Source organism: Nocardia sp. NPDC049935, assembly GCF_055586645.1.
The window spans coordinates 554,013-575,918 of record NZ_JBVJHV010000005.1 but is presented as its reverse complement, the minus strand read 5'-3'; the positions used below and the strand labels follow the sequence as shown (position 1 = coordinate 575,918).

Annotated in this window: 17 protein-coding genes and 4 tRNA genes; 14 read left to right on the top strand and 7 right to left on the bottom strand. The window is 68.1% G+C overall.

Going from position 1 to position 21,906, the window contains the following annotated elements:
- The first annotated feature begins 243 nt into the window (after positions 1-243).
- The 6 genes from ACZ6SF_RS22350 to pstB all read left to right on the top strand — a co-directional run bounded on the left by ACZ6SF_RS22350 (position 244) and on the right by pstB (position 6,086).
- Positions 244-1,011, top strand: a complete 768-nt coding sequence (locus tag ACZ6SF_RS22350) for a winged helix-turn-helix transcriptional regulator (protein WP_466064070.1) — start codon at positions 244-246, stop codon at positions 1,009-1,011.
- Between the two features lie 26 nt (positions 1,012-1,037).
- Positions 1,038-1,931, top strand: coding sequence for a mycothiol synthase (mshD, locus tag ACZ6SF_RS22345; protein ID WP_466064095.1), 894 nt, complete (start codon positions 1,038-1,040; stop codon positions 1,929-1,931).
- A 285-nt stretch (positions 1,932-2,216) separates the two neighbouring features.
- Positions 2,217-3,326: a phosphate ABC transporter substrate-binding protein PstS gene (pstS, locus tag ACZ6SF_RS22340; protein ID WP_466064069.1), complete on the top strand. Its 1,110-nt coding sequence runs from the start codon at positions 2,217-2,219 to the stop codon at positions 3,324-3,326.
- 88 nt (positions 3,327-3,414) lie between these two features.
- The gene (gene pstC, locus ACZ6SF_RS22335) at positions 3,415-4,386 is read left to right on the top strand and encodes a phosphate ABC transporter permease subunit PstC (protein WP_466064068.1); all 972 of its coding nucleotides are present in this window, start codon (positions 3,415-3,417) and stop codon (positions 4,384-4,386) included.
- Entirely contained in the window at positions 4,386-5,291 is a 906-nt protein-coding gene (pstA, locus tag ACZ6SF_RS22330) for a phosphate ABC transporter permease PstA (RefSeq protein WP_466064067.1), read from the top strand. Before pstC ends, pstA begins: the two co-directional genes overlap by 1 nt.
- Positions 5,292-5,309: 18 nt before the next feature.
- Complete coding sequence (gene pstB, locus ACZ6SF_RS22325; RefSeq protein WP_466064066.1) at positions 5,310-6,086, top strand: phosphate ABC transporter ATP-binding protein PstB; 777 nt, start codon at positions 5,310-5,312, stop codon at positions 6,084-6,086.
- A gap of 140 nt (positions 6,087-6,226) precedes the next feature.
- On the opposite strand, the gene phoU is transcribed toward pstB, so the two are convergent.
- The 3 genes from phoU to dusB form a co-directional block, all read right to left on the bottom strand.
- Positions 6,227-6,889 carry a phosphate signaling complex protein PhoU gene (phoU, locus tag ACZ6SF_RS22320; RefSeq protein WP_466064065.1) on the bottom strand — a complete coding sequence of 221 codons (663 nt, stop codon included), beginning with the start codon at positions 6,887-6,889 and terminating at the stop codon, positions 6,227-6,229.
- 78 nt (positions 6,890-6,967) lie between these two features.
- Positions 6,968-8,581, bottom strand: a complete 1,614-nt coding sequence (locus ACZ6SF_RS22315; RefSeq protein WP_466064093.1) for an LCP family protein — start codon at positions 8,579-8,581, stop codon at positions 6,968-6,970.
- 1,161 nt (positions 8,582-9,742) lie between these two features.
- Entirely contained in the window at positions 9,743-10,891 is a 1,149-nt protein-coding gene (gene dusB, locus ACZ6SF_RS22310; protein ID WP_466064064.1) for a tRNA dihydrouridine synthase DusB, read from the bottom strand.
- Positions 10,892-11,047: 156 nt separating this feature from the next.
- Here dusB and ACZ6SF_RS22305 point away from each other — a divergent pair, with 156 nt between their 5' ends.
- On the top strand, positions 11,048-11,680 hold the full coding sequence (locus tag ACZ6SF_RS22305; protein ID WP_466064063.1) for a hypothetical protein: 633 nt from the start codon (positions 11,048-11,050) through the stop codon (positions 11,678-11,680).
- Between the two features lie 90 nt (positions 11,681-11,770).
- Here the strand turns inward: ACZ6SF_RS22305 and ACZ6SF_RS22300 are convergent, their stop codons facing one another.
- Positions 11,771-12,739, bottom strand: a complete 969-nt coding sequence (locus ACZ6SF_RS22300) for an acyl-ACP desaturase (protein WP_449997527.1) — start codon at positions 12,737-12,739, stop codon at positions 11,771-11,773.
- A gap of 482 nt (positions 12,740-13,221) precedes the next feature.
- Positions 13,222-13,294, bottom strand: a tRNA-Lys gene (locus ACZ6SF_RS22295).
- 880 nt (positions 13,295-14,174) lie between these two features.
- On the opposite strand from ACZ6SF_RS22295, the gene ACZ6SF_RS22290 reads away from it, so the two are divergent.
- The 6 genes from ACZ6SF_RS22290 (at position 14,175) to ACZ6SF_RS22265 (ending at position 16,377) form a co-directional block, all read left to right on the top strand.
- Positions 14,175-14,837, top strand: coding sequence for a TetR family transcriptional regulator (locus tag ACZ6SF_RS22290; protein ID WP_466064062.1), 663 nt, complete (start codon positions 14,175-14,177; stop codon positions 14,835-14,837).
- 95 nt (positions 14,838-14,932) lie between these two features.
- Positions 14,933-15,005 (top strand) — tRNA-Glu (locus tag ACZ6SF_RS22285).
- Positions 15,006-15,035: 30 nt separating this feature from the next.
- Positions 15,036-15,112 (top strand) — tRNA-Asp (locus ACZ6SF_RS22280).
- A 54-nt stretch (positions 15,113-15,166) separates the two neighbouring features.
- A tRNA-Phe gene (locus ACZ6SF_RS22275) sits at positions 15,167-15,240 on the top strand.
- Between the two features lie 74 nt (positions 15,241-15,314).
- Positions 15,315-15,497 carry an SPOR domain-containing protein gene (locus tag ACZ6SF_RS22270; protein ID WP_466064061.1) on the top strand — a complete coding sequence of 61 codons (183 nt, stop codon included), beginning with the start codon at positions 15,315-15,317 and terminating at the stop codon, positions 15,495-15,497.
- Between the two features lie 160 nt (positions 15,498-15,657).
- Positions 15,658-16,377: a polyprenol monophosphomannose synthase gene (locus tag ACZ6SF_RS22265; protein ID WP_466064060.1), complete on the top strand. Its 720-nt coding sequence runs from the start codon at positions 15,658-15,660 to the stop codon at positions 16,375-16,377.
- Here ACZ6SF_RS22265 and ACZ6SF_RS22260 read toward each other — a convergent pair.
- Positions 16,333-17,826: a 1-acylglycerol-3-phosphate O-acyltransferase gene (locus tag ACZ6SF_RS22260; RefSeq protein ID WP_466064059.1), complete on the bottom strand. Its 1,494-nt coding sequence runs from the start codon at positions 17,824-17,826 to the stop codon at positions 16,333-16,335. The two genes, ACZ6SF_RS22265 and ACZ6SF_RS22260, sit on opposite strands and share 45 nt — an antisense overlap.
- Positions 17,823-20,315 carry a glycerol-3-phosphate 1-O-acyltransferase gene (locus ACZ6SF_RS22255; RefSeq protein WP_466064058.1) on the bottom strand — a complete coding sequence of 831 codons (2,493 nt, stop codon included), beginning with the start codon at positions 20,313-20,315 and terminating at the stop codon, positions 17,823-17,825. Before ACZ6SF_RS22255 ends, ACZ6SF_RS22260 begins: the two co-directional genes overlap by 4 nt.
- Positions 20,316-20,557: 242 nt before the next feature.
- Between ACZ6SF_RS22255 and ACZ6SF_RS22250 the strand changes: the two genes are divergently transcribed.
- Positions 20,558-21,874: a salicylate synthase gene (locus ACZ6SF_RS22250; protein WP_466064057.1), complete on the top strand. Its 1,317-nt coding sequence runs from the start codon at positions 20,558-20,560 to the stop codon at positions 21,872-21,874.
- Positions 21,875-21,906: the final 32 nt, after the last annotated feature.

Genomic DNA, 21,906 nt, shown 5'->3' with positions numbered 1-21,906 from the left:
GGAGGGAGCGCAGCGACCGACCGCCGGGAGTGAAGAACCGGGGTTAATAGGGCCCCGCCCTCGAGCGGCGGAGCCGCTCCAAAATTACAGCCCTCGAGCGGCGGAGCCGCTCCGAGATTGGTGGCGTCGGAGACGCCACCATGGATACAGCGCGCTAATCTTGCACGGATCAGTTGTGGATGAGCAACGTGGCGACGGCGACGAAGCTGGCTTTCGCGTAGCTACGAGATGGGAGGAGTGCTTGTGGAGCTGCTCCTGCTGACCTCCGACCCCGATCCTGAATCGGTTCTGCCCTCGTTGACGCTGCTCGCGCACAATGTGCGGCCCGCGCCGACCGAGGTGGCGTCGTTGCTGGAGGCGGGTACCGCCGATATCGCGCTGGTGGACGCGCGCTCCGATCTGGCGGCGGCCCGCGGTCTGTGCCGGCTGCTGGGCAGTACGGGGTCGTCGGTTCCGGTGGTCGCCGTGCTGACCGAGGGCGGCCTGGTCGCCGTGAACGCCGATTGGGGTCTCGACGATATCCTCTTGCCGAGTACCGGGCCCGCGGAACTGGATGCCCGGCTGCGGTTGCTGGTCGGTCGTACGGGGGGCGCGGCCAGTCCCGAGGCCAGCGGGAAGATCACCTTGGGTGAGCTGGTGATCGATGAGGGCACCTATACCGCCCGGCTACGCGGCCGCCCGCTGGATCTGACCTACAAGGAATTCGAGTTGCTGAAGTACCTCGCGCAGCACGCCGGCCGGGTTTTCACCCGCGCCCAGCTGCTGCAGGAGGTCTGGGGTTACGACTTCTTCGGCGGCACCCGCACGGTCGATGTGCATGTGCGGCGGTTGCGGGCGAAACTGGGCAGCGAGTACGAGTCGCTGATCGGGACCGTCCGCAATGTCGGGTACAAGGCCGTTCGGCCCGCCCGTTCGTCGAACAAGGGCGACGGCGACAACCGGTCGGCGAACGGCGATAAGGACGGCGTGGAGGACGATTCCATGGCGCCGGTCAACGGCACTGCGCAGTGAATCCGGGCGAGACGGCCGGCTTCGAGCTGGAGTGGACGGACGAGCCGCCGGCCGGTCAGGCCGATCGGGTGACCGGATTGCTGGAGAAGGCCGCCGCGACCGACGGTGTGGCCCCGGTGTCCGAACAGGCCGTGCTGGCCTTGCGCCGGCCGTCCCGGGTCCGGCATCTGCTGGCGCTGTCGGAGGGCACGGTGGCCGGTTACGCGAGCCTGACGCCCGCGCACGGTGAGCATCCCGCGATGGCGGAGGCGGCCGTGGCCCCGGAGTTCCGGGGGCGGGGGATCGGGCGCGGCCTGGTGTCGGCGGCGCTGGACTCCGGTGGTTCCGGAACTCGGGTCTGGGCGCACGGGAAACTGCCCGCCGCGGAGGCGGTGGCGGCGCGGCTGGGGCTGGTAGCGGCCCGCGAACTCTGGCAGATGCGCCGCGAGTTGGCAAATTCCGAGCTACCTTCGGTGGCGCTGCCGGACGGGTTGGTCGTGCGCACCTACGCCGGTCCGGCCGATGATCCGGAACTGTTGCGCGTCAACAACGCGGCCTTCGATTGGCATCCTGAGCAGGGCGGCTGGACCGAGGACGAGATCGCGCAGCGGCGTGCGGAGTCGTGGTTCGACCCGGACGGTCTCTTTCTCGCCTTCGACGCGCAGGATCCGTCGCGATTGCTCGGGTTCCACTGGACCAAGGTCCATCACGACGAGAATCCGCCCGCCGGTGAGGTCTATGTGGTGGGAGTCGATCCGGCCGCGCAGGGGCGCGGGCTCGGTGGTCTGCTCACCCTGATCGGGCTGCATCACCTGCGGCACGCGGGGCTGGGTGAGGTCCTGCTGTACACCGAGGCCGACAACACCGCGGCGGTCCGTACCTACCGCCGGCTCGGCTTCGCTCCGGCGCATATCGATATCGCCTACACCGCCCCCGAGTGAGTTCGGCGCCCGCTGTCCGGGGTGCCGCTCGGGCAGCCGGAAATGGGCCGAATAGCGTGCGCTGAGTAACAACGCGGCAAACATCACACATATCGGGCGGATCAGCACCGCCCTGTTCACCCTCCGTTCACTTGCCCTGGTCCGGCTGGCTACCGACGGGCCCTAGTTTGATTCCAGGCGGCAGTGGGCCGCCCGGTGTGCAAGTTCCCCGCGAACGGCCGCACCCACCACACGCGCCCGGGCCGGTGAGGGACCGGGCGAGTAGGACGTATCCGGAGGACTGGAGTGAAGTTCAAGCGCAGCAGTGCCCTCGTCGGTGTACTCGCCGCCGTAACCCTGCCGCTGGCCGCCTGCGGCAGCGACGACAACGCCGGAGCGACCGGGGTCGAGGCCAACGCCGACGTCACCTGTGGTGGCAAGGAGGCCCTGAAGGCCAGCGGCTCGTCGGCCCAGAAGAACGCCGTGGAGCGTTTCACCGCCGCCTTCGAGACCAACTGCGACGGCCAGACCCTCAACTACACCTCGAGCGGCTCGGGCGCGGGCGTGAAGGAATTCCTCGGCGGCCAGACCGATTTCGCCGGCTCCGATTCCCCGTTGAGCGAGAAGAAGGGCGAGGTCGCCGACGCCGAGAAGCGCTGCGCCTCCCCGGCCTGGAACCTGCCGACCGTCTTCGGCCCGATCGCCATCACCTACAACATCAACGGTGTCACCGATCTCGCGCTCGACGGCCCGACCCTGGCCAAGGTCTTCAACGGCGCGGTCAAGACCTGGGATGCCCCCGAGATCAAGGCCCTGAACCCGGACGCGCAGCTGCCCGCGGAGCCGATCAAGGTCATCTACCGGTCCGACGAATCCGGTACCACCGATAACCTCCAGCTCTACTTGGACGCCGCCTCCGACGGCGCCTGGGGCAAGGAAGCCGGCAAGGTCTTCAACGGCGGTGTCGGTGAGGGCGCCAAGGGCAACGAGGGCACCTCGGCCGCGGTCAAGTCCACCCCGAACTCCATCTCCTACAACGAGTGGTCGTTCGCCAAGGCGCAGAACCTGTCGGTGACCCGCGTCATCACCTCCGCCGGCCCGGAGCCGGTCGAGCTCACCTCCGAGACCGCCGGTAAGGCCATCAACGGGGTGAAGATCAAGGGCGAGGGCAACGATCTGGTGCTCGACACCTCGTCGTTCTACAAGCCCACCGAGACCGGTGCGTACCCCATCATCCTGCCGACCTATGAGATCGTGTGCTCCAAGTACGCCGACGGTGAGATCGCGACCGCCGTCAAGGCGTTCCTGAGCTCGGCGGTCAGCAACGGTCAGGACGGACTGGAGGACAACGGATACGTGCCGATCCCGGAGGAGTTCAAGACCAAGCTGACCACGGCGATCAACGCCATCTCCTGATAGCGCGAATATGACAGTCAACCCTGAGGTAGCCTCGGCGGGCTCGTCCGGAGGGACGGGCCTGCCGAAGGCGGGAGCCCCCGCAACAATGTCGAGCCATCCGAGCAAACCGCCGCTAGGTGGTGAGAGCAAGGGCAGCGGCCGGCGGGCCGAGGTGATCTTCAAATCGCTGGCCACCGCCGCCGCGGCGATCATCGTGGCGTCCATCGCCCTGATCGCCCTGTTCCTGCTGATTCGTGCGGTGCCTTCGCTCCGGGCTGACCAGGTGAACTTCTTCACCAGTACGGAGTTCAACACCGGCGATGCGGGCAATCTCCGCTTCGGTATCCGTGACCTGTTCATGGTGACGGTGTTGAGCTCCGCCTTCGCGCTGCTCATCGCGGTGCCGATCGGCGTCGGTATCGCGCTGTTCCTCACGCGGTACGCGCCCAAACAGCTGGCGCGCCCCTTCTCCATGCTGACCGATCTGCTGGCCGCCGTGCCCTCGATCGTGTACGGCCTGTGGGGCCTGCTGGTGCTGGCCGCGTACCTGAAGCCGATCCAGGAATTCCTCAACGACAACCTGGGCTGGTTCTTCCTCTTCTCCGACGGCAATGTCTCGATCGCCGGCGGCGGCACGATCTTCACCGCGGGCGTGGTGCTCGCGGTGATGATCCTGCCGATCATCACCTCGGTGGCGCGCGAGGTGTTCGCGCTCACGCCGGTCTCGCATATCGAGGCGGCCCAGGCGCTGGGCGCCACCAAATGGGAGGTCGTGCGGATGACCGTGCTGCCCTACGGGCGCAGCGGTGTCATCGCCGGTTCCATGCTGGGTCTGGGTCGCGCTCTCGGTGAGACCATCGCGGTGCTGCTCATCCTGAAGACCTCGGCGGACGCGGGCAACTGGTCGCTGTTCGACGGCGGCTTCACCTTCGCCTCCAAGATCGCCTCGGCCGCCGCCGAGTTCAGCGCGCCGCTGCCGACGGGCGCCTATATCGCGGCGGGCTTCGTGCTCTTCGCGCTGACCTTCGTCGTCAACGCGCTGGCCCGATTCGCGGCGGGCGGAAAGGTGAACGGCTGATGACCACCCTGACGAAGTTCAATCAGCCGATCAAGGCGCCCACCTTCCGCCAGGTGAGCACCGGCCGGCGGATCAAGAACAATATCGCCACCGTGCTGTTCGCGCTGTGCTTCCTCATCGCCCTCGTCCCGCTGGGCTGGGTGCTGGGGATGGTGCTCATCAACGGCTTCGAAGCCATCATGTCGCTGGACTGGTGGCAGAACTCGCAGAAGGGCGTCCTGCCCGACCAGACCGGCGGCGGTGTCTACCACGCCATCTACGGCACTATCGTCCAGTCCGCGGTGGCGGCCGTGATCGCGGTGCCGCTGGGCATCATGGCGGCGGTCTACCTCATCGAGTACGGCACCGGCCGGTTCGCCAAGATCACCACCTTCATGGTCGACATCCTGGCCGGTGTGCCCTCGATCGTGGCGGCCCTGTTCATCTTCGCGCTGTGGATCGCCACCCTCGGATTCCCGCAGAGTTCGTTCGCGGTGGCGCTGGCCCTGGTGCTGCTGATGCTGCCGGTGGTCGTCCGCAATACCGAGGAAATGCTGAAACTCGTTCCCGACGAGTTGCGTGAGGCGTCCTACGCGCTCGGGATCCCGAAGTGGAAGACGATTCTGAAGATCGTCATCCCGACCGCCCTGCCCGGCATGATCTCCGGCATCCTGCTCGCGCTGGCCCGGGTCATGGGCGAAACGGCACCGGTGCTGGTGCTGGTCGGCTACAGCAAGTCGATCAATATGAACATCTTCGACGGCAATATGGCCTCGCTGCCGCTGCTGATCTACCAGGAACTGGCGAACGCGGAGGACGCGGGCCGGCAGCGGGTATGGGGCGCCGCGCTCACCCTCATCCTGCTGATCGCACTGCTGTATCTCGCGGCCGCGGGTGTCAACAAGTTCCTGATGCGGAACCGATAAGGCGGAAACGGAAAATAGATGGCCAAGCGCATCGACATCAAAGAACTGAACATCTTCTACGGCAAGTTCCACGCCGTCGCCGATGTCTCGCTGAACGTCCTGCCGCGCAGCGTGACCGCCTTCATCGGACCGTCGGGCTGCGGTAAGTCCACCGTGCTGCGTTCGCTGAACCGGATGCACGAGGTGACCCCCAACGCCAGCGTTTCGGGTTCGGTCATGCTCGACGGCGAGGACATCTACGCCTCGCAGGTCGATCCGGTGGGCGTGCGCCGCACCATCGGCATGGTGTTCCAGCGGCCGAACCCGTTCCCCACCATGTCCATTCGCGACAATGTGGTGGCCGGGCTCAGGCTGCAGGGCGTGCGCAACAAGGGCGAACTCGACGAGGTCGCCGAACGTTCGTTGCGCGGCGCGAACCTGTGGAACGAGGTGAAGGACCGCCTGGACAAGCCCGGCGGCGGCCTTTCCGGTGGTCAGCAGCAGCGGCTCTGCATCGCCCGTGCCATCGCGGTCTCACCCGATGTGCTGCTGATGGACGAGCCCTGTTCGGCGCTGGACCCGATCTCCACGCTGGCGATCGAGGATCTGATCACCGAGCTGAAGAAGGAATACACGATCGTCATCGTCACCCACAACATGCAGCAGGCGGCGCGGGTGAGCGATAAGACCGGTTTCTTCAACCTGGAGGCGCAGGGCAAGCCGGGCCGGCTGGTGGAGATCGACGATACCGAGAAGATCTTCTCCAACCCCGGCGAGAAGGCCACCGAGGACTACATCTCCGGCCGCTTCGGCTGATTTCTCTCCGCACGAACTCCGCGAGGGCCGCTATCGGGCCCTCGCGGAGTCGTATCCGCGGGGCGCACTGCTCGGGACGACGACAACGGGCCGAAGGAAATCCTTCGGCCCGTGCCTGTAGCTGTTCGAGATTCGCCTGGTCAGGCCTCGACGTCCTCGTCGGGCGGCAGCACACCGGTCACCAGGAAGATCACCCTGCGGCCGATCTCCACGGCGTGATCGGCGAAACGCTCGTAGTAGCGGCCCAGCAGGGTGACGTCGACCGCCGAGGCCACGCCGTACTTCCATTCGCGGTCCATGAGCAGGGTGAACAGATGGCGATGCAGATCGTCCATCGCCTCGTCGTCCTGGTTCAGCTGTGCCGCGCGTTCCGGATCACGGGTGTCCAGTACTTCTTGGGCGCCGCTGCCCATACTCACCGCGATACGACCCATTTCGGCGAAATAGCCGTTCACGGCCTCGGGCAGCGCGTGGTTGGGATGCCGGCGCCGGGCCACCTTGGCCACGTGCAGGGCGAGGGTGCCCATCCGGTTGACGTCGTTGACGATCTGGATGGCGCTGACCACCTGCCGGAGATCGCCGGCGACCGGCGCCTGGAGCGCCAGCAGCGCGAACGATTTCTCCTCCGCGCCGGAGATCATCTCGGCGATCCGGTCGCCCTCGCTGATGACCTGTTCGGCCAGGGTCAGGTCGGCCTGGAGCAGAGCCTGCGTGGCACGATCCATGGCCGAACCGGCAAGACCGGCCATCTCGCCCAGGAGGTGGGCGAGATCGGCCATTTGCTCGTTGTAGATGACACGCATGAGTCCGAAGCCTAGTTCTCGGTCCTGACTACGTCACCAACGCCGGGTGAATAAACCCGGCGACCGTCCTGGTAGACCTCACTGTGGTGCGGCACACGCGTCGTCCCCGGCGTTGACATGCTCGAGGTCGCTCGGCAGTTCCACCGGTCCGGCGGTGGTCGGCGGAACCTGGGTGATCGGGTTGCCGACCGGTGTCGGCTCGTTCACGACCTGCTGGTAGTTCTCGCCGAGAACCAACTCGACGATGCTGTCGAGGGAATCGTCGAGTTCCATCGCGGCGCCGGGAATGGCGCTGGCCACGGTCGCCGCTTCGGCCTCGTGCCCGGTGGAGTAGCGCACCTTGGTCTCGGCCGCGTTGCCCTCGGTGTAGTTACCGACGTTGTAGATGCCGAATCCCACATTCGAGAGCTGGCTCGCGGCGGTGCTCGCCAGGCCCGAGATCCCCGAACCGTTGGAGACCTGCAGCGACAGGGTGCTCGGATCGACCGCCGTCAGCGACGGCGGCACCTCCACCTCCGCGGTCGGCGGCGGTGCGGGCGCGGTCTTCTCACCCGGCAGCGGTTGATCGTCGCGGATGGCCCGGAAGATCGCCTGGATATCGGAGGTGCGGGGGATCTCGTTGCCGTACGAGGTGGTGCCCGCGGTGGGGACGGTCAGGAAGGTGACCGCACCGGATTCCAGATCCTGCAGCGACCGGCCCAGCATCAGCAGGTCGTTGGGGTTGACCTTGTCGACGAAGGTGGCGGCGGTGAAGGCCTTGATGAACCCGTTGAGTTTGCCCGGGTCCAGCAGCACCCGGCCCGACAGCGCGCCACGTAGCAGCGACGCCAGGAACTTCTGCTGCCGGTTGATCCGGTCGTAGTCGCTGCGCTCCTCGCCGTAGACATGCCGCGCGCGGACGTACTTGAGTGCGGTGACGCCGTCGACCCGGTGCCGTCCGGCCTCGGGAACGATGGTGCCGAGCACACCGTCTTCCAGCGGCTCGGAGACGCAGACCTCGACCCCGCCGACCTGGTTGACCATCTGCTCGAAACCGGCGAAATCGATACCGATGAAGTGATTGATAGTGCTGCCGGTGAGCCGCTGGACGGTGGTCACCAGGCATTTGGGGCCACCGAGGGCGTAGACGGCGTTGAGCTTGTCGCCCATCGCCGAGGGGTACATCTCCTCGGTGTAGTTGGCGGCGTCGTTGTCCCAGCGCGCGCACTCCGGACGGGTGACGTCCAGGTCGCGCGGGAAGGAGACGACGACCACGCGGCTGCGGTTCTTCGGGATGTGCACCAGCATGGTGGTGTCCGCGCGGGCGCCCTCGGCGTCCTCGACGGTGCCGGCGCCCACATCGCCGTTCACGCCGGCCCGGGTGTCGGTGCCCACGATCAGGTAGTTCTCGTCACCGAGCTGCGCACCGGCGTCGATGACGTCGTCTTCGTTCTCGCCGAGCGCCGAAACCTGGGTGAACCCGTTATTCGTCGCCCGCAGGTAGCTCCACCCACCACCGGTGATGAGCAGCGCCAAGACCGAGAAGAAGGCGACGGTCGCCCGGCCGGCGATACGCAGCCGCCGGTTGCCGCGCGAGGGCGCGGCGCGTTTGGGTTTCCCTACGGTCTCCGGTGCGGCGGGTTCGGAGGTCGGCCAGCCACCGGTATCGGTACGGCCGTTGACCCGGGCGTCGTCCTCGCCGACCGGCGCCATCACATCGGTGACGACCTCGGCGCCCGGCGCCGCGGCGGCCGCGGCCTTGTTTCCACGGCCGGGTGTGCTGCGTGATTGCCGGAAGCGTTTACGGCCCGGCTCGCTACCGGGCCGCGGACCTCCGCGCGCCGGGTCGGGCGTTTGTGGAACGGCCGTGGTCGCCTCGGGATCCGCGGGCGGGGCCGCGGCGGGTCGCTGTCCGGTCGGCGGACGTTTGGCGGGACCCTCGGGCGCCGGTTCGGCGGGAGCGCCGGCCGGTGGCCGGTTGTCCGTCGCCGGCCGGGCGCCGGTCGCGGCGGGCGGGACTTCGGCGGGGGGCCGTGGGCGACCGTCGGCGGGCCTGCCGCCGGCCGGCCGCGGTGGGGGCGGCGGCTGCTGCTGCTCGCCGCCGCGTGGCGGGGGCGGTGGGGGTGCGGTGCGGCCCGCCGGGGGCTGCGGGCGGTCCGGCCGGCGCGGGCCGGGGCCGGGTGGCGGTGTGGTCCCGGGGGGTGGACCGGACGGCCGGGGTCCGGGCTGTGCCGGTGTTCCGCCGGTCGGCGGCTGGCCCGGAGCGCCGGGGCGACCGGGAGGCGCCGGCGGGGCGGGCGGCCGGTTCGGCCGGCCGGGACCGGCATCGGGTGCGGGCCGATCCGGTCGAGGACGCTGTTCGCCGCGCGGCGGGCCCGCCGGACGTCCGGGAGGCTGCTGCGGTGGGGCGGACTGTGGCGGCGGGCCCACCGGCGCGGTGTGGCGGCCGGAGTCGCCTTCGCGCCGCCGCACGGTGCGCTCGCTGTCGACGCGCTGGACCAGATCCTGAACCGTCAGCGGAGCCTGGCTCTCCGGCTCCGGCCGGCGTTGCCGCCGCGCCCCCTGCGCGCCGTCCATCTCGGGGGACTCCGCCGCGGGATACCGCTCCCACGGTGCGCGACCTCCGGGCCCTGGAGAACGCCCGTGCCGATCGTCACCCAACTGATGAACCTCGCTTTTCCGCAACTCGCTGCCGCCACAGCCGTGCTCGAAAGGCTGCGCGGGATTCCGCAATGATAACGATTTCGCCACCGAGGGCCACTCGGACATTACGCGAGGGTCTGTGACGAAGGTGATGCTGGAAAGTTGCCTGCGATTATGTTTCCACGTGATAGCCGGTGTGTCGGTGCAGCGGGCTCCGGCGTGTCGAGCGGGTCAGCCGCCGCTGTGCATCACATCGGCCGCGGCCGGGACGGTGTGATCGTCGGGGTCGTCGAGCCAGCCGTGCGGTAGCGCGACCTTGCCGGGTGATCCCTGCCGTCCCCGCGGGCCCTCCGCGTCCTTCGGGAAGGGGACAGCGGGATCGAGCTGGGCGATCAGCCCGTCCAGCTCGGCGAGCGTGGACACCGTCGCGAAACTGCGCCGCAGCTCGGCCCCGAGTGGGAAGCCCATGAAGTACCAGGCCATATGTTTACGCAGATCACGCATGCCCTTCTCCTCGCCGTGATGCTCGGCGAGGAGTCCGGCGTGCCGGGCCAGGATGGTGCCGACCCCGCCGAGATCCGGGGGAACTGGAGCCGGTTCGCCGCGCAGCGCCGCGCTCAGCTCTCCGAACAACCAGGGCCGGCCCAGGCAGCCCCGGCCGACGACCACGCCGTCGCATCCGGTCTGCGCCATCATCGCGACTCCGTCGGCGGCGGCGAAGATATCGCCGTTGCCGAGCACCGGGATCGTGGTGACGGCCTCCTTCAGCCGGGCGATCGCCGACCAGTCGGCAGTGCCGGAGTAGCGCTGGGCGGCGGTGCGGGCGTGCAGGGATACCGCCGCGGCGCCCTCGGCCGCGGCGATCCGGCCGGTATCGAGGTAGGTGCGGTGATCGTCATCGATACCGATCCGGAATTTCATCGTCACCGGAACGCCGGCCGGTTCGGCGGCGCGCACCATTTCCCGGACGATCGAGGCGAAGAGGTTGCGCTTGTAGGGCAGGGCGGCCCCGCCGCCGAGCCGGGTGACCTTGGGCACGGGGCAGCCGAGGTTCATATCGATATGGTCGGCCCAGCCCTCGCCGACGATGATGCGCACGGCCTCGCCGAGAGTTTTCGGGTCCACGCCGTACAGTTGCATCGAGCGGGGCGATTCGCCCTCGTCGAACGACATCATGTGCAGCGTTTTCTCATTGCGCTCCACCACCGCGCGGGCGGTGATCATCTCGCAGACGTAGATCGCCGAGGAACTGCCGAATTCCCGGCACAGCTTGCGGAAGGCCAGGTTCGTGATCCCGGCCATGGGGGCGAGCACCACCGGCGGGTCGACCGGGTAGGGGCCGATCCGCAAACCTGTCTCCTGTTCTACTTCTGCCTGCACGAGAATCCATTTTCCCTGTGGAACGGGCGGGGGTCACTATCGGGTGGCTCACCGGACGGCACTAGCCTCGGGTGCGCCGGAATGCCCGCCTCCCGTTTCCGCTGGACACGGCCGGGTACGAGCAGCGGGACAACGAGCGGAAGAGGATAGGACAGTATGGCCGAGAACACCGAAGACGCCGGCCGCGATCAGAGCGATGCCGCGGCCACCCCGGGCGACGGAAACGACCCGGCGCCCGGTCGCCCCGCGACCGGCGCCGATCGGCCGGGCACCGTCTCCGTCCGCGTATCCACCTTGGTACGCGGTGCGCTCGTGATCGCCCTGGCGGCCCTGGCGGTGGTGTTCGCCGTCCTCTATTTCACGGCTCGCGGTGACCTGGCCGACCGTGACCGGCAGGCGGCCGACAACGGGCACGCCGAGCAGGTGGCCACCGACTACGCGGTCGGCGCGGCGACGGTGAATTTCCGCGACCTCGACGCATGGATCACCGGACTGAAGAAGAACACCACCCCGCAGCTCGCGGGCAAGTTCGACGAGACGGCGCCGAAACTGGAGCAGATCCTGGTGCCGCTGCAGTGGACCTCGACCGCCACGCCGATCACCGCCAAGGTGATGTCGGAGCAGGACGGCGTCTACAAGGTCAACGTATTCGTCGACGTGACCTCGACCAACGCCCAGAATCCGGACGGCACCCAGACCACGGTCACCTACACCGTGAGTGTGGACGAGAACGCGGGATGGCAGATCACCGATGTCGGCGGAGTGGACGGCGCGCTGCCGATGAAGTGATCCTGATCGCGCGTCCGCGCGGACCGGGTACGAAAGAAGCCGCCGGGACGAATCCCGGCGGCTTCCGTGTGTTCGCGGAGCGCGGCCCGATCAGGCGTTGACGGAGGCGAGCTGCTTCTCGCGCTTGGCCGCCTCGCGGGCGAGCATCTTGTCGCGCTGTTCCTCGAACTTGACGACGTCCTTGGACAGCTTGTCCAGGAAATTGCCGAGCCGCTCCCGGGTCTCCTCGCCGTGGGCGGTGAAATCGCTGCGTCCGAAGATGTCCCATTTCTTGAGGACCGGCTGCACGACCTCTTCGAGGTGCTGGCGCAGATCGTAGATTCCGTGCTTGGCCATCAGCACACCGTTGCGCCGGAAATTCGGCATACCGGCGCCCGGCATCTGGAAGTTCTCCAGAATCAGGGTGATGGCGTCCAGCGCCTGGTCCGGGCACAGGTCCAGGGCCGCTCCGCACATATTGCGGTAGAAGATCATGTGCAGGTTCTCGTCGGCCGCGATGCGCTGCAGCATCCGGTCGGCGATCGCGTCGTCGCAGACCTTGCCGGTGTTGCGGTGGGAGACGCGGGTGGCCAGTTCCTGGAACGTCACGTACGCGACCGAGTGCAGGAACCCGGCATCGGCTTCGGCGGGAGACGCGAAACCGTTGGTCATATGAACCATGCGCGCCTGCTCGAGCGCGACCGGATCGACGCCGCGGGTGACCACCAGATAGTCGCGCATGGCGATACCGTGGCGGTTCTCCTCGGCGGTCCACCGGCCGACCCAGGTACCCCAGGCCCCGTCCTGCGAGAAGTTCTCGGCGATCTCGCGGTGATAGGAGGGCAGGTTGTCCTCGGTGAGCAGGTTGGTGATCATGGCCGCCTTGGCGACCTCGCTGAGCTTGGATTGTTCGGGGTCCCAATCCTGTCCGCCCATCGCGGCGAAGTTGCGACCCTCGTCCCACGGGACGTAGTCGTGCGGATGCCACTCTTTTGCCAAGGAGAGGTGCCGGTTGACGTTCTGCTCGGCAACCGGCTCCAACTCTGTGAGCAGCTCGAGTTGAGTCAGATCCCTTGCCATGTGATCAAGCCCTTCATATGTTGCGTTCGTGCGGGTCACCTGTTGTAGACCGTTGCCGATGCGGCCCTACCTTACGGCACCGTAGGTGTGATGCGAAACGCATCCGACCGAGAAAGAGTGCACGGTGGCACGTGTTTCTGTCACGGGCGGCCGACCTCGAGTGTATGACCCGGAACCCGGTCAAGGAATTATCGAACAGTCATCGGATCACGTTACCGCCGGTGGGAAATGCCACAGCGGATGATCGCGCGGCGTGTGGCGGGAAATGCGGAATGGCGCCGCGGCGTGCTGCTCAGCGGCGGGCCGGCGCGATGGTCTCCCGGCGCGGCCGGGCCGGAGGGGCGGCCGGCTCGGGATCGAATGAATCGGCACCGGTCACAGTGTGTGCGGGCAGAGCCTGTCGGAACTCACAGTGCCGGTGCGGGCAGGGGGTCCCGGAGAAGAGACCGGGTGCCCGGTCCACGGACCGGGCACCCGATATGTGCCCCCACCAGGGCTCGAACCTGGGACCTGCGGATTAAAAGTCCGTAGCTCTACCAACTGAGCTATAGGGGCGCGGGCGCAAGTGTAATGGGATGACCGGGCTTTCTCGTAATCGGGCCGTCACGCTGGTGCTTTCTGTCACTCGGGGCCGCCACCGGAGTTCGCGGCACCCGGCCGGTCCGATGTCATCTGGCCAGGTGGCGGGGGTGCGCGAGCGGTCCGTGCGGGCAGTTCCGGCCGCTGGACCATACTCGCGGGTTCCGAAACGCGGTACCTGCGGCATTGTTGATACAACGGGTAGCACGATACGATTCAAAGATGTTGGATACCAATGCCTTTGGATCGGTAAAGGCGGCTTTCTCCCAGGGGTGGGTTCCGGGGCCGCTTTTTCCGGGGTACGGCCGGTTCGGCAGCGCTCGCGGGCGCGGTGGAATGGGTCGCGGAGCGGGAGTGGCCGACTGAGTTCCGGCCCCTTACCGTCCGGGTGGCGAATATCCAGCACTGCCAGGGGAATCGTCGTATCCGTGGCCGCTGCGGGCCGCGAATCGCGCGAACCGGTTCCGGGCGCCGCGACGGCGGTCGGCAACCCCGGATTACCGCGTGCCGGTACGAGATTCCGAGTACCGTGACAATTCAGCGAATTCGGGGTGTGACGCGAGTCGACGCTGCGGGAGGCGGATCGGGGACGAGGTAGAGCGCAACGGAATGCCCGGATGCGCACCCCCTGCGGCGCACCCGGGCGATCGAATTATACCAGCCGGTGTGTTTCTTTTCCCGGCGGGTTTTCGTACCGAAAGTTTGAGACAGGGCTTAAAAACCGACCAAAAGTCGGATTTGCAACAACAGGATAAGTTCGCGACTTCGGCCCCTCGTCAAAGGAAGCTGATCGGTCGCGGGCATTCCGCAGGAAAAACCCCGGCGGATTGCACAAGGCTTCGGAGGCGTTTCGAGCATGGCACGGCAGCAAGAGCGGGCCCGTCGGACACGGGCAGCGATTATCCGGTCCGCCGCCGTTGAGTTCGGGAAGAGCGGCTACGCCGCGGCTTCGCTCAACCGTATTCTGGAAGGGTCGCGAGCGACCAAGGGCGCCATGTACTTCCATTTCGATTCGAAGGAAGATCTGGCGCGGGCCGTACTCGATTCGGCCATCGAGCGGTACGGGCTCACCATCGATCGCTGGTTGCTCCGCACCGAACTGGGGCCACTCGATATTCTGCACGGCGTCCTGGACGAGCTGGCGCTGCGTTTGGAACACGACATCATCGTGCAGGCCGAATTCCGGTTGGTGATCGATCCCGGGTTCCAGCGTCAGGGCCGCGGCGGCTGCCGGATGCTCTCCGCGGCCATCCGGACCCTGACGGTCGGCGCGATCGAGAAGGGGCAGTTGCGCCCGGATACCGACCCCGATCGGTTCACCCGGACCCTCGCCGGCGCGCTCATCGGTCAGCGCTACATCGTCGACGCGCACCAGGGCGGGCCCGAGCTGCGTACCCGGTTCCGGGAATCGCTGGAAATGGTGGTGCAGGCCTGCTGCACCACGGCATGGGCCGAAACCTTCGGGCAGCACGGGTGGCGCGCGAGCGCGCGTCTGGAAGAACTGGGTTCGCCCAGCTGACCAGCAGATTTGGGAAATTACTCCACCCTGTCATAAGCTATGCGAGCTCCCAACGGACAACCGTTGAAAAGCCGGTCCGGAGAAATCCGGGACGAGCCCCCTTCGTCTAGCGGCCTAGGACGCCGCCCTTTCAAGGCGGTAGCGCGGGTTCGAATCCCGTAGGGGGTACGACCTATGAGAGTAGGTCGTAAACAGCAAGGCCCTGTGGCGCAGTTGGTTAGCGCGCCGCCCTGTCACGGCGGAGGTCGCGGGTTCGAGTCCCGTCAGGGTCGCCAGTGGATGCCGGAGCAATCCGGCTCCATCGGATGGCATTCGTTCCGGGTGCCTGCGGCCAGGTAGCTCAGTTGGTACGAGCGTTCGCCTGAAAAGCGAAAGGTCGCCGGTTCGATCCCGGCCCTGGCCACAATCAACCCCCTGATCATCGTGATCGGGGGGTTTCTGCTCGTTCGGGCCCGCCGTGGATGCCATGCTGGAGGTATGGCCGAACGGTGGTACTACTGCTTGAAGCATCAGCGCGCCGAGCGTGGTCGTCAGTGCTGGTTCCGCGACCGGATGGGTCCGTATCCGGATCGCGCGACCGCCGAACGCGCCCTCGATATCGTGCGGCAGCGCAACGACGCTCAGGACGCGGCCGATCGATCCTGGCGCGAAGGGGATTGATCAGCGCATATGCCCGGTTCGCCCTGCTTTCGGCGGCTATGACCGGTGCGCTGCAGCCCGGGGTCGGCGGTTGGGCTACCGTTCACGGGTAATACGTAGCGAAGCTCGCGGCCCGTGGACCGGCTGACGGGCGAAACCAGGTGAGCAGGGAGGGCGACCCTTGAGGGTTACCGTTGTTGTGCCGACCTACAACGAGCGGGACAATCTGCCGGTTGCGGTGGAGCGGCTCACCGCGCTGCCCGTGCCCGGCCTGCGTGTGCTGGTGGTGGACGACAACTCTCCGGACGGTACCGGTGAGGTGGCGGACAAACTCGCCCTGGAGCTGCCGAACGTGGTGTCGGTGCTGCACCGCACCGAGAAGGACGGTCTCGGCCGCGCCTATATCGCGGGCATCACCCGAGCCCTCGAGGAGGGCGCGGAAGTGGTGATCCAGATGGACGCCGACCTGTCCCACCCCGCGGAGGTCATCCCCGCGATGCTCGAGGAACTGAAGCGGCCCGGCACCGGCGTGGTCCTGGGATCGCGCTATGTTCCCGGGGGCTCGACCGCGGCCGAATGGAAGTGGTACCGCAAGGCACTCTCCGCCTGGGCGAATTTCTACGTCAACGCGATCCTGCGGCTCGGCATCAAGGACGCCACCGCCGGTTTCAAGGCGTGGGAGGCCGATACGCTGCGGGCCATCGAGATCGGGTCGATCCGCAGCAACGGTTACTCGTTCCAGGTCGAGATGAACTACCGGACCAAGAAGCAGGGCATCGATATCGCCGAGGTGCCGATCCGGTTCGAGGAGCGCACGCTCGGAGCATCCAAGATGAGTCTGTCGGTGCAGCTGGAATCAGCCCTCATGCCCTGGAAGCTGCTGTTCGGGCGCGCTCTCTAGCGACCCGCCGGCGGGCAGGCCGAGCAGCGTGTCCAGATAGCGCCGCCGCACGCCGGCCACGGTGTCGTCGAGGTTCGCCGGATCGCCGACAGCGATGGGCGGCAGGATCGTCACATCCACCGTGCCGGGACGCGCGATCATCGAATCGCGCCGGCCGATATCGGCGGCGTTGCGGATCACCACCGGGATGACCGGAACCCCGGCCTGCGCGGCGATATGGAACGCGCCCTTCTTGAACCGGCCCGGATGCGGGGTGTAGGAGCGTGTGCCCTCCGGTGCGATGGCGATGGACAGGCCGTCGCGCAGGGTGTGCACGACCGGTGCCAGCGAGGCCTTGGCACGGTCGGTATCGGAACGGTCGATGAAGGTGACTCCCACGAACCGCATGAGCGGTCCGAATACGGGATTGCGGATCAATTCCTTCTTGCCGACGCCCGTGACTCCCGCGCCCAGCACCGCCGGGACGATGAGCACATCGAACTGACTCTGGTGGTTGAACAGGAATACCGCGGGCCGCGGCGTACGGGCGTGCTCGGCGCCGGTGACCCGCAGCCGGATACCGCAGATTCGCAGCGGCCACGACGCGCCGTATCGCAGGAGGGCGTCGGCCATGGTTCGGCGATCGCGAGTATGGAGTTTGCTGAGCACGCCGAACAGCGCACCGCCCAGGAGGGCCGCGAATCCGAGGAGGGTCCGCAGCCGATCGCGGGCGGCCGGGGCCGTCCGGGGCGCGATATCGGGCACCGGCCAGCCGTGCTCGTCCGCGGCGGCGGCCAGGGCGGGGTCGGGGGCGATCGCGACGGCGGTCCCGGCGCGGGCGAGCAGCGGCAGATCGGTGGCACTGCCGGAGTAGGCGTAGCCGCGGGCGAGGTCGATTCCCCGGGCGTCGGCGAATTCGGCGACAGCCGCGACCTTGTCGGGCCCGAAGGGCACCGGTCCGTTCAGGGTCCCGGTGAGCCGGCCCGCGTCGACCGCGGGCCGCGACCCCCGGACCTCCGTGATCCCCAGTGCGGCAGCGGCGGGCCGCAACTGCTGTTCGGTGGCGGACCCGGTGAGCACGACCGTATGCCCGGCCGCGAGATGCTCCTGGACCAGCCGCCAGACCTCCGGATACAGCTGGTCGTACCAGCCGCGTTTGAACATGCGCTCGCCCAGCGCGCTCAGTTCCTCCGGCGTCCGCCCGGCGGCCCGGGCGACGGCGGATTCCACGGCATCGGCGCCGGCGCGCTCCCCGGCCCGGCGCAGTTGTCCGAGGAAGGCGTCGATCAACTCCCGGTCGGCGCCCCGGATACGCCGGCCGGCGTCGGATCGCAGCTGCGCGGCCGCGGAGAGATCCACGATCGCGGCGATACCGGGTCCCCGGGGGCCCGACCGGATCGCGGCGACGACCCCGTCGATACTCCCACCGCCCGCGCTGCGCGCCGGTTCGGCCGCCGCGGCGCCGGTCATCGCGGGCCGCCCGCGGGGAGGTTGGAGGGATCCAGTGCGGCGGCCCGCGATATGCGGAGACCGATGGTCCGCAGCCGGTCGGCGAATTCCCGGCGGCGCTGTGCGAGTTCGGCGGCCGATTCCGCCGAATCCGGATCGGCGGGTTCGAGGAGCCGGTAATTGTCGGCCAGCTTCAACGCGCTGCCGAAGAGTTCGGTGGATACGGATTCGGTGCTGTGCAGCCGCTGCTGCAGCAGCATCTGATTGCCCACCGAAACGCATTCGGAGACGAACTGCTTGCGGTCGATGGTCGCCGCCGGTTCCCGGGCCTCCAAGCGTTCGGCCACCACCAGTTGCGCATCGAAGAACGAGCGCAGCACCCGGTGGGCCATCATGAAACCGCTGCCGGTGAGCGCGGCCAGGACGTCGCTACCGAGGGTGTCGCGGGGCCGGGTGCGCCAGCCGGGGTCCACCAGCAGCATTTCCGCGATGATCCGCTCGGAGAACTCCGCCCGGTCCGGGAAGAAGAATTCGAATTTCAGCAGATCACGCAACCGGTAGGCCTCCTCCCAGCCGACGCCGAGGGCATCGGTATCCGGTCCGATGGCACCGGTCGGGTCCTCGGGCGCGGCTTCGACGGCCGCCAGGATCGCCAGCTCCAGGATCGCGCGGTCGGCGAACCAGTGCACCGCGCTGTTGCGGTAGAAGGCGGCCTCGAGATGGGCGCCGGACTCGATGGAGTACACCGGCTCCACCCCGCTGCGGTAGACGGTGACGACCTTCGCGAGGGAGAGCTGTTCGAGGACGACGGCGAGGCTCTGCTCGTTGCGCAGCTGGGCGATCTCGCCGCGGGGCAGATCGCGCGCTTCGATGTAGTCCAGGACCGGGCCCAGCACCTCGTACACCTGGGCCAGGGTCAGGGCACGCTGATGGACGCCCAGCAGCGCCAGGGCGACCAGCGCGTTCACCGTGATCGGGGTGACCGCGTTGATGCCCACCGCCACTTCGAAGGCGAGGCGCTGTACCGCCCGGCGCTCCTTCTCACCGAGATGTTCGTCCAGGGTGTCCAGTTCGGCTCCCGCCGCGGGCCGGGCGGCGGGGTCGGTGTGGTGCAGCGGGATGGTGACCGGCGGTTCGGCGAGCGGATCACCGTGGGCGGCGAGCCGGTCACGTGCCGACAGCGGTGCGCCGAATCGCACGTAGACGTGCCCGGCCGAATGCTGCTGGTTACGGACGTAGCGGGCCAGCCACGCCAGCCCCTCGGGTTTCTTCCGGCCGCCGACCTGTTCGTCGGCGATGGCGCCGAGTTCGTTGAGCCGCTCGTAGGTGATCGACACCGGGACCAGTAGTGCGTCGGCGACCCGGTTGCGGCGCACGGACGCGGCCAGATAGTTCAGGAGGCCGTAGCGCGGGGGCCGGAGTTTGCCGGTGCGGGTGCGGCCGCCCTCGAAATACCATTCCAGGTTGAACCGCCGCGACAGCAGATAGCCGAAATACTCCTCGACCACCGCCTGGTACACGGTGTCGCCGGCGAAGCTGCGGCGGATGAAGATGGTGCCCGTCCGGCGCGCGATCGGGCCCATCGGCCAGAACCGCAGATTCGCGCCGCCGACCACGTGATTGGGCGGGAAATCATTGCGGGCCAGGACGTCGCCGAGGACGAACGCGTCCACATAGGACCGGTGTGACGGAAGGAACACCAGCGGATGGCTGCGGTTGAGTTCGCGTAACGCGGCCAGCCCGGATTCGTCGCAGTCCACATTCCACGTCGACGCGTGCACCGGCCGCATCGCCTGGGTGAACAGATCCGAGACGGTCCGGCTCTGCGCCGCGACCAGTTCGTTGAGGGCTTTCTCGGCGCGCCGGTGCACATCCTGGGGGTCGGCGCCGGTCTCGTCGGCGATCAGTTCCAGGCGGCGCAGGAAATCGGGGGAGTCCAGGATCTCCTCGGCGACCAGCCGCGGGATCTTGTACCGGTCGCCGATCACGGTGCGTTCGGCGCGTTCCAGCGCGACCACGGCCGCACGCACCACGGCCCGCGCGAACGGTTCGGTGGTGCCGGCGCGTTGCAGGGCGGCCGCCTCGGGGTTGTTGGCGCGCAGTTCGCTGAGCCGGGCCGGGCTGCCGGTGAGGACCAGATGGCGATCCGGGGCGGTCGCGACGAGGCGCCGCTGGGCGAGCCGGTTCGGCTTGCGGGGGTTGGTGAACAACGCCATATCGCCGAATGTGACCCGTCGCACCCCGTCGCGTTCGGGCGGCAGCCACAGCACCCGAACCGGGACGACCAGGGGATCGTCGACGCGTCCGGTCAGACGGCCGGCGACAGCCGCGGCGTCGAGGTCGAGCTGGGTCACCGGCGCGTCCACGCCCAGTTCGGCGGCGATTCCGCCGTCCGCGATCCAGCGGCCGATGAGTTCGCGCTCGGTTCCCGATGTCGAATCCACCAGTGCTACCACGGATTCCGGCGGGCTCTCGGGTGGCGCGGACACTCCTCCGCTGTGCTCGATCATGCTGTGGATCCTCTGCGTCGGACGGGTGGGTTCGCGGCGTGTCGGTGATCGTGGCGGGCGGGACCCAACGGGCGTGGCACCGGGCGGCCGCAGCCTGTGAAATTACTCGATGCAACAACTATGGACGGCCGACGCGCTGTCCGGGTCGTTTGGGTGGTTTCCGCTTCGGCCGAGCAACCCCTACCCAGAAAAGGTAATGCTAACCTTACTTTCTAGTTGGGTCGGTTAGCCTTGGAGGATCTTTGTCGACCACTGACGAACGCTTACGCGTCGAATATGTCACCGACCCGGCGGCAGCGATGTCCCGCCTGGCCGCCGAAGAACGGTTCGGCGAATACGTAGTCTACGAACGCGGCGGCGAATGGGTCTACGCCGCCGATCCGCTCGGCGCCGTCGAACTGGACAGCGACGAGCTGCGGATCCATTGGGCGGGAGAGGCCACCGCGAAGCCGTGGAGCGGGAGCCCGGCCGCGGTGATGGACGAGGTGCTCGCCGGGCTGCCCATGACCGGGCGCAATGCCTACGGCTGGGTCGGATTCGAATTCTGCGCGTACTCGCTCGGCGCCGTCGAGTACCTGCGCCCGGCGACCCCGCTGGTGCGCCTGATCGTGCCCCGGGTGGAGGTGCGCATCGATACCGCGGGCAAGGTCTGGGTCACCGGGGCCGCCGCCGAAGAGGCCACCTTCCTGCTCGATACCGTCGCGTGCTCGCGGGATCTGCCGCTACCGCAGCCGTTTCCGGTGGATATCCGCGCCGACGACACCGGCTATCACGAGCGGGTCGCGAAGGCCGTCGGCGAGATCGAAGCGGGCCGGTACCGCAAGGTCATCCTCTCGCGGAAGGTGGATCTGCCCTTCACCGTCGATATCCCCGCGACCTACCGGCTCGGGCGCGCGCACAACACCCCCGCGCGCTCGTTCCTGCTCGGTCTGGGCGGGTTGCAGGCGGCCGGGTTCAGCCCGGAGCTGGTGCTCTCGGTGAGCGACGACCGGACGGTCACCACCGAACCGCTCGCCGGCACCCGCGCTTTCGGTCTCGGCGCAGAGGTCGACAGCGCGGCCCGGGCGGACCTGGTGAACGATCCGAAGGAGATCGTGGAGCACGCCATGAGCGTGCAGACCTGTTTCGCCGAGATCGCGGCGATCGCCGAACCGGATACCACGTCGGTCTCCGATTTCATGGCCGTCCGCGAACGCGGCAGCGTCCAGCATCTGGCGTCGACGGTCCGGGGCCGGCTGGCCGACGGGCGCAGCGCCTGGGACGCGCTCGACGCCCTCTTCCCCTCGGTCACCGCCTCGGGGGTGCCGAAACGGCCGGGGGTGGACTCCATCTTCCGTTCCGACCCGCCGCGCGGGCTGTACTCGGGCGCGGTGCTGACGGTCTCGCCGACCGGTGCGATGGAGGCGGCCCTGGTGCTGCGCGCGGTGTACCAGGACGACACGGGGGCCTGGCTGCGGGCCGGTGCCGGGGTGGTGGCGCAGTCGCGGCCCGAGCGTGAATTCGAGGAGACCTGCGAGAAGCTCAACAGCGTCGCACCGTACGTGGTGCGGGCCCGGTAGGCGGGCGGCGGCGCCGGGAACGGCGCCGCCAC